The 12,901-nt window shown below is 38.6% G+C and carries 14 protein-coding genes; 9 read left to right on the top strand and 5 right to left on the bottom strand.

The window, feature by feature from the left end; translation table 11 throughout:
* The first annotated feature begins 5 nt into the window (after nucleotides 1–5).
* The 3 genes from AC04Q1_RS13225 to AC04Q1_RS13215 all read left to right on the top strand — a co-directional run bounded on the left by AC04Q1_RS13225 (nucleotide 6) and on the right by AC04Q1_RS13215 (nucleotide 3,703).
* Nucleotides 6–1,415: a RagB/SusD family nutrient uptake outer membrane protein gene (locus AC04Q1_RS13225; protein ID WP_478365070.1), complete on the top strand. Its 1,410-nt coding sequence runs from the start codon at nucleotides 6–8 to the stop codon at nucleotides 1,413–1,415.
* A 238-nt stretch (nucleotides 1,416–1,653) separates the two neighbouring features.
* Entirely contained in the window at nucleotides 1,654–3,102 is a 1,449-nt protein-coding gene (locus tag AC04Q1_RS13220) for a glycoside hydrolase family 30 protein (protein WP_478365069.1), read from the top strand.
* A gap of 127 nt (nucleotides 3,103–3,229) precedes the next feature.
* The gene (locus AC04Q1_RS13215) at nucleotides 3,230–3,703 is read left to right on the top strand and encodes a hypothetical protein (RefSeq protein ID WP_478365068.1); all 474 of its coding nucleotides are present in this window, start codon (nucleotides 3,230–3,232) and stop codon (nucleotides 3,701–3,703) included.
* A 120-nt stretch (nucleotides 3,704–3,823) separates the two neighbouring features.
* On the opposite strand, the gene AC04Q1_RS13210 is transcribed toward AC04Q1_RS13215, so the two are convergent.
* The 4 genes from AC04Q1_RS13210 to AC04Q1_RS13195 all read right to left on the bottom strand — a co-directional run bounded on the left by AC04Q1_RS13210 (nucleotide 3,824) and on the right by AC04Q1_RS13195 (nucleotide 6,215).
* Nucleotides 3,824–4,249 carry a hypothetical protein gene (locus tag AC04Q1_RS13210; RefSeq protein WP_478365067.1) on the bottom strand — a complete coding sequence of 142 codons (426 nt, stop codon included), beginning with the start codon at nucleotides 4,247–4,249 and terminating at the stop codon, nucleotides 3,824–3,826.
* Nucleotides 4,250–4,363: 114 nt separating this feature from the next.
* A complete protein-coding gene (locus AC04Q1_RS13205; protein ID WP_108198402.1) occupies nucleotides 4,364–5,050 on the bottom strand; it encodes an RluA family pseudouridine synthase in 687 nt (228 codons plus the stop codon).
* A gap of 107 nt (nucleotides 5,051–5,157) precedes the next feature.
* Nucleotides 5,158–5,973 carry a 3-methyl-2-oxobutanoate hydroxymethyltransferase gene (panB, locus tag AC04Q1_RS13200; RefSeq protein WP_478365066.1) on the bottom strand — a complete coding sequence of 272 codons (816 nt, stop codon included), beginning with the start codon at nucleotides 5,971–5,973 and terminating at the stop codon, nucleotides 5,158–5,160.
* 38 nt (nucleotides 5,974–6,011) lie between these two features.
* Complete coding sequence (locus AC04Q1_RS13195; protein WP_478365065.1) at nucleotides 6,012–6,215, bottom strand: hypothetical protein; 204 nt, start codon at nucleotides 6,213–6,215, stop codon at nucleotides 6,012–6,014.
* 35 nt (nucleotides 6,216–6,250) lie between these two features.
* On the opposite strand from AC04Q1_RS13195, the gene carA reads away from it, so the two are divergent.
* From carA to AC04Q1_RS13165, 6 genes are all read left to right on the top strand, one after another.
* The gene (gene carA / locus AC04Q1_RS13190) at nucleotides 6,251–7,363 is read left to right on the top strand and encodes a glutamine-hydrolyzing carbamoyl-phosphate synthase small subunit (RefSeq protein WP_478365064.1); all 1,113 of its coding nucleotides are present in this window, start codon (nucleotides 6,251–6,253) and stop codon (nucleotides 7,361–7,363) included.
* A gap of 74 nt (nucleotides 7,364–7,437) precedes the next feature.
* Nucleotides 7,438–8,298, top strand: coding sequence for a hypothetical protein (locus tag AC04Q1_RS13185; RefSeq protein ID WP_478365063.1), 861 nt, complete (start codon nucleotides 7,438–7,440; stop codon nucleotides 8,296–8,298).
* 96 nt (nucleotides 8,299–8,394) lie between these two features.
* The gene (locus tag AC04Q1_RS13180) at nucleotides 8,395–9,159 is read left to right on the top strand and encodes an ABC transporter ATP-binding protein (RefSeq protein WP_478365062.1); all 765 of its coding nucleotides are present in this window, start codon (nucleotides 8,395–8,397) and stop codon (nucleotides 9,157–9,159) included.
* Nucleotides 9,160–9,309: 150 nt separating this feature from the next.
* Nucleotides 9,310–10,434 (top strand): ABC transporter permease, encoded by a 1,125-nt coding sequence (locus AC04Q1_RS13175; protein ID WP_478365061.1) that lies wholly within the window; start codon nucleotides 9,310–9,312, stop codon nucleotides 10,432–10,434.
* 119 nt (nucleotides 10,435–10,553) lie between these two features.
* Nucleotides 10,554–11,510, top strand: coding sequence for a Fic family protein (locus AC04Q1_RS13170; protein ID WP_478365060.1), 957 nt, complete (start codon nucleotides 10,554–10,556; stop codon nucleotides 11,508–11,510).
* Nucleotides 11,511–11,565: 55 nt separating this feature from the next.
* On the top strand, nucleotides 11,566–12,249 hold the full coding sequence (locus AC04Q1_RS13165; protein ID WP_478365059.1) for an XAC2610-related protein: 684 nt from the start codon (nucleotides 11,566–11,568) through the stop codon (nucleotides 12,247–12,249).
* 76 nt (nucleotides 12,250–12,325) lie between these two features.
* Here the strand turns inward: AC04Q1_RS13165 and AC04Q1_RS13160 are convergent, their stop codons facing one another.
* Complete coding sequence (locus AC04Q1_RS13160) at nucleotides 12,326–12,901, bottom strand: TetR/AcrR family transcriptional regulator (RefSeq protein ID WP_478365058.1); 576 nt, start codon at nucleotides 12,899–12,901, stop codon at nucleotides 12,326–12,328.

Raw genomic sequence — 12,901 nt, 5'->3', positions numbered from 1 at the left:
ACAAAATGAAACTTAAAATATATTCATTAATTACAGTTGGGGCCGTTACGATGGCATTAAGCAGCTGTAAAAAAGATTTTCTGGATAAGCAACCAATCAGTCAGGTAACACCGGATGTTGCCTTTGCTGATGCCGCAGCTGCGGAAAAATTGATCCAGGGCGTTTATGATGGCATGTACAATGATTATCACATCATGGATTTTATGACCAATGGCGATGTTACTTCTGATAACTGTTATGCTGGTGGCGATAACCCAAATAATATCCAGATCGACCTTTTCAAGGTAATCAATACCAATGAAAATGTTACCAGAGATTATACCGCATTGTATAGGGACATCAAAAATGCCAATTTGGTAACAGACAACGTGCCTAACATACAGGATCCTAAATTAGATATAAACGACCGACGCAAGCAGATACTTGCAGAGGCCAGAATTTTACGTGCCTACATGTATTTTAATGTGGTAAGATTATTCGGCGCTGCTCCTCTTGTTTTAAAAATCCCTTCTACAACTGAAGAGTTTTCTCCACCTAAAGCAAGTGTTGACGCCATTTATGCCCAAATAATCGCTGATCTTGAATATGGTGCAGCCAATGCACGCATTTCTGCACCAAACAAAGGATTAATGACCAAAGGCGTTGCCAATGCACTTTTAGCTAAAGTATATGCAACTAAGACAAATCCTGACTGGAATAAAGTAAGTACTTATGCCGATGCGGTTATTGGTGGTGGTTATACTTTGGTACCGAATTACGATTTCTTATGGGATCAAAACCACAAAAACAATTCAGAAGCCATTTGGGAAATGCAATATGATGGCTGGGGTGGTTTACATGGCAACTGGATGCCAAGTCAGTTATTTGGTGCCGGGTGGAAAAAATTTAATACACCAACCAATGATTTAGTAAGCACGTTTGATGCTGAAAAGGACGTAATACGTAAAAAATCAAGCATTTTGATTGATGGCATTGGATGGGATGATGATTATTGGAAAAATCCTGCTGTATATCCGCACATCAACAAATATAGAGCTGATGATAAAACAGATACCTATCTCATCCGTTTGGCTGATATCAAATTATTAAAAGCAGAAGCCTTGAACGAATTAAGTGCTTCGGGTTGGTCTGCAGCAGCAACAATCGTAAACGAAATCCGCAATCGTGTGAATTTAGGTGTAACGCCAGCAGCTGATCAGGCTTCTATGCGTTTGGCTATCGAGAAAGAGCGTCGCTTAGAATTGGCATTTGAGGGACAGCGCTGGTTCGATTTATTAAGAACAAACAGAGCAGTTACCGTAATGAATGCTCAAAAAGATGGCAACGGCAATTCATTGAATTACAACATTACTACAGCCAATCTATTATTCCCGATTCCACAGTCTGAATTGGATAGAAACCCCAACCTTCGTTAATTTCTTTATTATAACAAAGGCGGCTACGGTCGCCTTTGTTTTATAACTTTTTCTTTTAAAAAAAACGAAGCTGGTGATTCTAATTTGTCAACGTTAAGCGCTTCAAAACGTTTCACGAAACATTGAAACTTGCACTTCGACAAATTCAGGATGATAGTTCTAAAATCTGCTTCTTTTTATTACCCACATTTTTTATACTATGCGAAATACCCTGAAATCTCTAACCAAAGCCATCATTATGAAACCTATTTACAATCTTGGCACTGCGCTGAGCATCCTGATTATTGCCTGTGCCTGCAGCAAAAGCCCGGAGGCAGGCGGTGGGAATTCGGAAACACCACCTTCTACAGCACCAGTAAAAACCGATGTTGCATTTTGGCTCACCAAAGGTGATCAATCCCAATTGTTGAAAAAACAGGACGTTGCATTAAACTTTTCAACCGCAACCAATAATCATCCAACCATTGACGTTGATCCTGCTACCACTTTTCAAAGTATGGATGGCTTTGGCTATACCTTAACAGGCGGAAGTGCGGGACTGATTAATGCTCTACCTGCTGCTTCACAAGATAAGTTGCTAAAGGAGCTATTTGCGGGCACTGAAGATGCCATTGCAGTGAGTTACATCAGAATCAGTATCGGCGCTTCAGATCTAAGCGCTACGCCTTTTACCTATAATGATTTAGCTGATGGGGAAACAGATGATCAACTAGCTAAATTCTCTATCGCTAAAGAACAGGCAGATTTGATCCCAATATTAAAAAAGATTGTGACCATAAACCCAGCAATTAAAATTTTAGGTTCTCCTTGGACTGCTCCTACCTGGATGAAAACGAATAAAAGTTTTATTGGTGGCAGTTTAAAACCAGAATATTACCAAACCTATGCAAAATATCTGGTGAAATATATTCAGGCAATGAAAGCCGAAGGTATAGTAATTGATGCCATCACCCCACAAAATGAGCCTCTGCATCCAGGCAATAACCCAAGTATGTATATGACGGCTCTGGATCAGGCAGATTTCATTAAAACAGCATTGGGTCCCATTTTTCAAAGTAATAACATTAAAACCAAAATTATTGTTTATGATCATAATGCAGATAAGCCAGAGTATCCCATTACCATCTTAAATGATGCCGATGCCAGGAAATATGTTGATGGTTCTGCGTTCCACTTATATGCAGGGCCAATTACGGCACTTACACAGGTACACAACGCCCATCCCGACCGCAATGTTTACTTTACCGAACAGTGGGTTGGCGGTCCTGGCAACTTTGCCGAAGATTTAAAATGGCATGTATCTACCTTGATTGTTGGCGCAACACGTAACTGGAGCCGTAATGTTTTAGAGTGGAACCTGGCTGCCGATCCTAATTATAATCCTCACACCGATAAAGGTGGTTGTACCACTTGCCTGGGTGCGATTACCATTGCGCCTGCGGTAAGCAGAAACGTAGCCTACTATGTAATCGCCCATGCTTCTAAATTCGTGAAACCAGGCTCTGTGAGGATTGCATCAAATATTACAAATAACCTTCAGAATGTGGCATTTAAAACACCTGATGGCAAAAACGTACTGATTGTATGCAATAATAACAATACAGAAACGGTTTTCAATATTAAATACAATGGTAAAATGGTAAGCAGTAGCCTGGATAAAGGTGCTGTTGGTACTTACGTTTGGTAAGATTTTATATAGTTTAATTGTTTAGTCAGCCTCGCATTGCGGGGCTTTCTGGTTTATAACCATATTTTGGCAGGGGCTTTGCAGTACATAATGAAATCAATCCGATAAGAAAACAAATCATATCCCTATGAAAAACATGATTCCAATGCTAGGAGTTGCTGCTTTATTTATGGCCTCATGCCAGGGCGGTACAGCAAAGAAAACACAGGCAAAAATAGATTCGACAATTGTAACCAATGCCGAAAAAGCACCCGATGCCCTTCAATGTTATCAATACATTAAAAACCGTGATACTGCTACACTCTCGTTAAAAACAGAAGACAACAAGGTAACAGGCACCTTAGGTTACAATTTATACGAAAAAGATAAAAATTCAGGTACTATTGCTGGTATTGTTAAAGGCGACACCATTATTGCCAATTATACTTTCCAGTCTGAGGGGCAAACATCCGTTAGGGAAGTGGCATTCTTAAAACAAGGGGATCAATTAGTAGAAGGCTTTGGCGATGTGCAGGAAGTTAAGGGAGAAGTTAAATATAAAGATCTAAACAAGCTAAAATTTGATGGATCGATGGCTTTCGGTAAAACTGATTGTAAATAATACTGAAAAAATCGTCATTCCCAGCCAATAGCTAATGTGTTGATCAGGAATCTTAATGTCAATTGAAAATGCTTTAGGATTCCTGATTACACGTGATGACGGTTTTCAATGCTTTTGTTTTTACTTTACAACATCTTTTGCTGCACTAGTCCACTCCTCACTTAGTTTTAGTACATAATCAGAATATTTTTGTATTTCATCTGGCTTTAATTTGGCGGCCCAACCAGTTGCCTGATTCGCCCATGCGGTATATTTATCGTTTATGGCTTTAATTTCAGTAGCATTTTTACTTTTCACAGCGGCAACATACTCATCCTTAAGTGCAGCATATTCTGCTAAACCCTTATTCACTTCTTCACTGGAAAAAGTGGGAATATCGGTTTTAACAATTTCTGTTGTTTTTGTTGTTGTTTTAACGATGGTGTCTCCATTAGCAGAAATTTCGCTCGAATCTTTAGTCGTTTCTGTTTTTTTGGTACTCTCGCAAGAAACTAACATAGATGCTAATAGGCCAGTGGTAGTGATAGATAAGATGGTATTTTTCATGATTAATTTGGTTTTGGTTTTGAACAGACGAAATATAATGCCAAATCATAAAAAATCCGGTCAAATATTAAATATTGTGATCCGGACATCTTAATTATATTAAATGTATTGCTTTTATAAGTCTTCGAAACGTTCCCAAAAACCATCAACAGGCAATTTGGCAAAAATATTTACAGGTTCTTTTTTAACGGGATGTATAAACTGTAAACGGCGGGCATGTAAACAAATACTTCCCTTTCGGCTTCCACGTGGATAACCGTATTTATTATCGCCCATGATGGGGCAGCCCATCGACGATAGTTGTACCCTGATCTGGTGTGAACGACCAGTTAATGGGTCTACTTCCAATAGATAATAATCGCCAACCTTTGCCTTTACCTTATAAGAAAGTTCAGCCCGCTGACTACCGGTAACCTCTGTATTGTAATAAGAAACCACATTTTTCTGTGGGTTTTTAACCAACCAGTGGATCAAAGTGGCAGATTCTTTTTCTGGCTTGTTTTTCACTACTGCCCAATAGGTTTTCTTTACTTCCCTGTTTTTGAAAACAGCATTCATCCGCTCTAAAGCCTTACTGGTTTTAGCAAATAAAATCACACCGCTCACAGGCCGGTCTAACCGATGTACCACCCCCAAAAAAGCACCGTTTGGTTTATTGTATTTTTTAGCGATATACTTTTTTACCTGTTCATCCAAAGGTTCATCTCCGGTTTCATCCACCTGTACAATATCACCTGCCCTTTTATTAATGGCGATTAAATGGTTATCTTCAAAAAGGATGTCGTTATCGGTAATTGGCATTTAACCCCTCCGCCCCTAAAGGGGTTCTTAAAGTTTTAATAATATATTGATTTGTATTTCCACAAGCTATCCCAATGCATTCAAAAAGCCCCTTTATGGGTTTGGGGTTAATACTGTTCTTTTTCGTTCGGAAAATCGTTTGCTTTTACATCACGGATATAGGATTGTGCAGCGCCCAAAATTTCATCGTATAAATTAATATACTGACGTAAAAAACGGGGTTTAAAACCTTTTGTTAGGCCAATCATATCATTTACGACCAATACCTGTCCGTCGCATGCCTGGCCGGCACCAATACCAATAGTAGGAATATTCAGGCTTTCGGTAACTTCTTGACCTAAAGCAGCCGGAATTTTCTCCAGCACAATGGCAAAGCAACCGGCAGCCTGTAGCGCCAAAACATCAGATTTTAATTTATTTGCTTCTTCTTCTTCTTTCGCGCGAACGGTATAAGTACCAAATTTATAAATGGATTGAGGGGTTAAACCCAGGTGCCCCATTACGGGTATACCTGCAGTAATAATCCTTTGAACAGATTCAATAATTTCTTCTCCACCCTCTAACTTAACACCATGTGCTCCAGATTCTTTCATAATCCGAATGGCAGAATTCAAAGCTTCTTTCGAATTTCCCTGATAAGAGCCAAAAGGCAGATCGACTACCACAAAAGCACGTTTCACCGCTCTGATTACCGAAGCAGCATGGTAAATCATCTGATCTAGCGTAATCGGCAAAGTCGTTTCATGACCAGCCATTACATTAGAAGCAGAATCGCCTACCAGTAGAACATCCAGTCCTGCATCATCTAAAATGGTAGCCATCGAATAATCGTAGGCCGTTAGCATCGATATTTTTTCACCACGTTGCTTCATTTCCTGTAAAGTGTGCGTGGTGATGCGTTTGATTTCTTTATGTACCGACATAAGATTTGTTTTGTGTTGCCAAAAGTATTGTTTTTTCTTTAAAAAGGGATGAGGTAAAAGGTATAAGGTTTAACATGCGGCAACCTTATCCCTATACGCTCCACCTCAAACCTTATTTCACTTTTCTCTTTACATTTCCAATCTAAAACTCTATCTTTGTACCCCGAAATGGAAGGGATATATTCATCTTTTTTTGCACCCCGCAAAAACGGCTTTAATGCCGAAAGCCATTCTTTTTTCAACTCTTTTTTTAATCAAAATCCATATTGTAATTACCATGACTAACTACACCAAGTTACCTGCGATTTTATTACTGGCCGATGGCACAGTTTTTTACGGCAAAGCGGCCGGAAAAATTGGCACCACTACTGGCGAAATTTGTTTTAATACCGGGATGACAGGTTACCAGGAAATTTTTACTGACCCAAGTTATTTTGGACAGATAATGGTTACCACCAATGCACATATTGGTAACTACGGTATCCATAAAGATGAAATCGAATCAGGTTCGATTAAAATTGCTGGTTTAGTTTGTAAAAATTACAACATCGTTTATAGCCGTAAAGAAGCTACAGAATCTATTCAGGATTATTTCCAGAACGACAATTTAGTTGCCATTTCTGATATCGATACCCGTGCATTGGTTCGCCACATCAGAGATAAAGGAGCTATGAACGCAATTATTTCTTCTGAGATCACCAATTTAGACGAATTAAAACAAAAATTAGCCGAAGTACCTTCAATGGAAGGGCTGGAACTTTCTTCAAAAGTAAGTACAACCGAACCTTATTTTTATGGCAACCCTGAAGCAAGTTTAAAAGTTGCCGCTTTAGATTTAGGCATTAAGAAAAACATTTTGCGCAGTTTTGAAAACCGTGATATTTATGTTCAGGTTTTCCCCGCTAAAACTACTTTTGCCGAAATGGAAAAATTCGGTCCGGATGGTTATTTCATTTCTAACGGCCCCGGCGATCCATCAGTGATGCCTTATGCAGTGGAAACCATTAAAGACATTTTAGCTGTTGACAAACCATTGTTTGGTATTTGTTTAGGTCACCAATTATTGGCAGAGGCCAACGGTATCGGCACCATGAAAATGTTTAATGGCCACCGTGGTTTAAACCATCCCGTAAAAAACATCATTAAAAACCACTGCGAGGTAACTTCACAAAACCACGGTTTTGGTGTAGTGCCTGATGAGGTTAGAAATTCAGATCAGGTGGAGATCACACACATTAACCTAAACGATAAATCTATCGAAGGCATCCGTGTTAAAGGCAAAAAAGCATTCTCAGTTCAATATCACCCTGAGTCTTCCCCAGGCCCGCACGATTCGCGTTACTTATTCGACGATTTTGTTGAGGTAATGAAAGGTGAATTAAGCTGGTAAATATCGGTCAATCTGTTAAAGCATTAAAACACTGCCAATAAATATTAGCAGTGTTTTTTTATTTAAATTAGAGCATGTTCAAAAACCTACTGATTACATTTCTTGCTCTTTCGACATGTTTCTTAGGCTCATGTATTTCCAGGTTATCCAGACCAGCTATCACCGGCACTATTCTAGATTATCAGAACAAACCAATTGTTGGCTGTAAAGTAGGCGAAACCCTTACCGATGCAGATGGAAAATTTTATCTAAAAGAAATCCGGTACAACAAGTTTTTCATACCTGAAATCTTCATGATGGAAGCTCCCCCCTTGCACATTTCTGAAGATATAAAAAAGGAAGGCTTTTTAAGTTATACTATCGAAGGACACAGTACATTTGGTGGCGGACAGGGAAAAGGAGCTGCTTCAAGTATTGACACGATCTACCTAAAAAGAATAAATGAAATAATTAAACCTGAAAATTACATCTATACGAAGTGGACATTTGCAGCCAATAAAAATCTGGATACTTTATATGGAACGAATGCCAATTTTAGACTTCAAAACTCAGTAACCAACAACAGGGATTTTGTAGAAAAAGTACAATATGGATTAATCTACAAATTTAATGCAACAAGGAAACCCGACAGTACATGGAGTGCTGAATCTTATGATCTAAAAACTACCTATTCTTTATCGCTTAAAACCAACGGCACCTATACCGGTAAAAAAGTACGCGAGTATCAAAACCCCTGGAAACACCGCATGGAATATGATCGTATTTACAGAGAATCATATGTAATTCCTAGCGACAGCATCAATACAAAAGGAACATTCAGTTTTTTAAAAGATCAAATTATTTTTGATGGTGCTTTCAACAAAGCCAAAAACAGTTATAAAATAGATTCGGTAGATCGGGATGTTATTATTTTAATCCGAAAAAACAACAACTAATGATTCTACCTACTATAAACATCATTTTACCGACATTTTCGGTTATCCATCTACAAATTCATTCTCTATTCATTTAAAGCTGCTTACATTCGCAATATGGAGACAAAAAAAGCCATTATCAGCGTAAAAAACCTGGTAAAAAAGTATGATGATTTTGTGGCCGTTCAAGGCCTTAGTTTTGAAGTATACGAACACGAAATTTTTGGTTTGCTCGGGCCGAATGGCGCAGGGAAAACCACTACACTCGAAATTATCGAAACTTTAAGAGATAAAACTTCGGGTGAAATTATCGTGGATGGTTTTTCGGTAGACAAACAGCCACAGGAAATTAAACAGATTATCGGCGTACAATTACAGGCCGCTGGTTATTATCCTAACCTAAACCTGATCGAACTGATCGAACTTTTTGCCGGTTTATATGGCGCCAGCATCAAACCTATGGAAATGCTGGAGAAAGTAAATCTTCAGGATAAGGCAAAGGCGAAATACAAAGCCCTTTCCGGAGGCCAGAAACAACGTTTCTCTATCGCTACCACACTGATCAATCAACCTAAGATTATTTTCCTTGATGAGCCTACAACAGGCTTAGATCCACAGGCCAGAAGAAATCTTTGGGATTTAATTACCGAAATCCGCGATGCAGGAACAACAGTTGTAATTACTACGCATTATATGGACGAAGCAGAACAACTTTGCGACCGTGTGGCCTTTGTAGAGCGTGGACAGATTATCGCCTTAGACACGCCAGACAACTTGATTGATAAACTGGTAAGCAGTGGTTTTGAGCGTAAAAAAGAAGTAAAAAAGGCCAATCTGGAAGATGTTTTCATTCATCTAACAGGCCAGGAGTGGCGAGAGTAATTCACCCCCTAGCCCCCTGAAGGGATTACAGGCGATATGGAAATAGCAATTGCAAAAACGGACTAATATTTCCCTTTTATCTTGACTAAATTCCAAAAACAACCATTTTTAATATTATAGATTTTAAAGAACCAATAAGATAATAGCAATATGCAAAACGATACTCAGACTAGAAAGGAAAAAGTCTCCTTTAGGGGGTTGGGGGGCTACAGTAACACCACCGCAACTCTTGCCCTTGCCAAAGCCAGTTTCCGATCGATTATGCGAAGCCCATCGGCAGTAGTATTTACCCTTGCTTTTCCTTTGATATTTATTTTGGTCTTCGGCTTTTTAGGTGGCGGAGGAACACGTATCGATGTTGGTGTTACGCCAGGCTCGGATATAAACAATCCGGTTATGGGTATGTTAGAAAAAACAGGGATGATCCGACTGGTTAAAGATAAATCGAAAGCCGACTTTGACAAACTGTTAGAAAAAGGTAATGTTGATGCGATGATCGATGTGCATAGGAAAGTAAATGCTGCTGCTTATTCGGTTAATGTGGTATATACTTCCGCATCAAGAGATAAAGGCGGAATTTTAAAATCGGTGTTAAACAATATCTTTTATGACAAAACCTTAAAACCAACAGTTGCAGAGATAAAAGAAAGCACCATTACTGGTCGCGAATATAAAACGATCGATTTTATCCTTCCAGGACAATTGGGCTTCTCATTGTTGAGCACCGGTGTTTTTGGAACAGCATTCGTATTTTTAAGTTTGCGGCAAACGCTGGTAATTAAACGTTTTTTTGCTACTCCTGTAAAACGCTCGAGCATCGTAATCGGCGAAGGTATTGCCCGTATAGGCTTTGCTTTAATTGGTGCGTTGTTTATTATTCTGATCGGCCATTTCTTTTTCGGCTTTACGCTCGTACATGGTGTGCTCACCGTCGTCAATATGCTCATACTGGCTACACTTGGTGTGATTGTGTTTATGGGTTTTGGCTTTATTATTTCGGGCATTGCTAAAAGTGAAAGCATGGTACCCCCTATCTCAAATATTGTTACTTTACCACAGTTTTTATTATCGGGAACATTTTTTTCTATAGAGGCTTTTCCAAACTGGTTACAACCCATCAGCAGAGCGCTACCTCTTACTTATTTAAATGACGCCATGCGTAAAGTAGCTTTTGAAGGATTAGGTTTGTGGGATGTTAAATTCCAGATCATGATCCTGTTGCTCTGGGGCATTGGCATTTATGCTGTAGCAGTAAAAGTGTTTAAATGGGAATAACCGAATAAAAAAAGAAATTTTTAAATGATAACCTACCCTGTTATCATTTTTTTTTGCGAAAATTTTTAATATCGGATAAGTTTATTTTCTAATACAACCGATAATTGATATATTTGGATATGTGGGCATTCGATTTAAGTAATTTAGAGGAGCTACAAGCACAAATAGAAAGGTTGTACGAAAAAAAGGCCAGGCTAGAAACATCAAGGCCTCTGCCCAGTAGTGCGCTACACCGTATCAAAGAAGACCTCACCTTGGAATGGACTTACAATTCCAATAGTATAGAAGGAAATACCCTAAGCCTGAAAGAAACCCAGATGGTTCTACAGGAGGGTATGACCGTTAAAGGCAAATCGTTGCGGGAACACTTTGAAGCATATAACCATGAAAAAGCCATCGATTACCTCTATACCTTAGTAAACAAAAACTATACACTGAGAAGCATTGATGTGCTATCATTACATGGTTTGGTACTCAGGAGTATTGAAGATGATTATGCGGGCCGTTTAAGGAACGGTGGTGTTCGTATTGTTGGGGCGAATTTTACGCCACCCAATGCCAACAAAGTTCCTGATTTATTGGACGAATTAATTGGCTTTGTAAATAATAACCCACTCGGTCTAAATGATATTTTACTGTCCACTATATTCCACCATAAATTGGTCTGGATCCATCCCTTTTTTGATGGTAATGGCCGTACAGTGAGGCTTGCGATGAATTTATTGCTGATGCGGAATGGCTTTCCCCCAGCTATTATCCTCAAAAATGATAGAAAGAAATACTATGAGGCACTTAATCAGGCCAACAAGGGCAATTATCACAAACTTTGTTTATTAATGCTACAGGCCGTAGAACGCTCGTTAAACATCTATATCAATGCACTGCCAGGAAATACCTATGGAGATTACGAACCCATATCTCATATCGTTTCTGAGCCCGATGTTCCATATGGCCAGGAGTATGTGAGTTTGCTTGCCAGGCAGGGCAAGATAGATGCTTACAAAGAAGGAAGAGACTGGCTTACCACAAAATCGGCTGTTCAAAGCTATATTAAAACGCGTAAAAGAAAACGTTAACCTTTTTTAACTTTTTGCGGCGTGATATTGATGTAATTTTACCAAAAATCAATTGATGAAAAGTTTGATCATTTTTTGCGTTATTTTATTGATAACCAACACTTCGAAAGCACAGTTTAAATTCCTTGCCAATAACAGCTCCAACCAATACAAAGCTAAAATTTTTGTAGATAAATGCGAAGATAATGCCTGTAGTGGAAAGGCCACTGTTATTATTTATGATAAGGTATCAGACAGAGAAATAGATACTTTCCATTCTGAAGATCTGGATTTTGGCTTAACAGAAAAGCAGGATGCGAAACTTGGCTGGCTTGAGCTTGGAAAATACCAAACCCCATTGATTTTTGGCGATTTTAATTTTGATGGATTTGAAGATATTGCCATCAGAAATGGCAGCAAGGGTGCTTATTCCAGCCCATCTTACAATGTTTATTTGGCATCAAAGGATAATACGTTTCTGTTAAATAGCGAACTCACCAAACTGGCAAGCGAAAACCTTGGCATGTTCGATATTGACAAAAAAACGAAGCAGATTGCCATTCACCAAAAAGATGGATGCTGTTTTGATAAAACCATCAATTATAAATATGGCACTAAAAATGTACTTTACGAAGATTCATCGGTAATTGAAGATTCGAGCATTGCAGATAATGTTACCGTAATTACGCAAAAACTGGTGGACGGTAAAATGAAAAGAACCGTACAAAAGTTCAAGATCAAAGATTATTACAATCAATAAATCAGCTATTACAGGTTTTAGTCACAGATTACACAGATAGAAATTTATGTAATCTGTGGTCAATTCATATTGATCTTTAAAGTGCCGCTTTCACTAAAAAAGGCAATATCTCTTTTTGAAAGCCAACAAAGTTTTTACGCACGTCCGAGTCACTTACCGAGGTAAATGCGAACGAAAATACGATACTTTTACTGGCCTTCAACAAAAAGGCCAAACCTTCTCTTCTTGCCGGATTGTTTTTAAAATTATCCAGTTGTAAATAAGCTGCCAACAGTAATGCTTCAAGCTGATCTGACAAATGTTTTAAAAACTCCTGAGAGTTTGCATTTTCACGGACAAAATCCCAACCGATAAATTCATTACAGGCTGTAAAAGATAAACGGCTGGTTTTCATCACCAAGGCCTTTAAATGCTCCTCTTCTGAGGCATAGCTTAGTTTATTATGGAGGATTTCGTGAAGGTTTTGGTCGAGATAATCCATGAGGATGCTATCCAAAACCTGCTCTTTACTTTCGAAATATTTGTAAATGGTTGCTTTGGCTATACGCGCCTTTTTAGCAATTTCGTTTACACTGGTTTTATGATAACCATATTTCCTAAATAGTTCTTTGGCAGCCTTTTTTACTGTTTCTTTTATTTTTTCAGCTTCCAT

It is taken from the genome of Pedobacter humicola (assembly GCF_056490705.1).
Note: the sequence above shows the minus strand (reverse complement) of the source record. Positions and strands in the feature narration are given on the sequence as shown.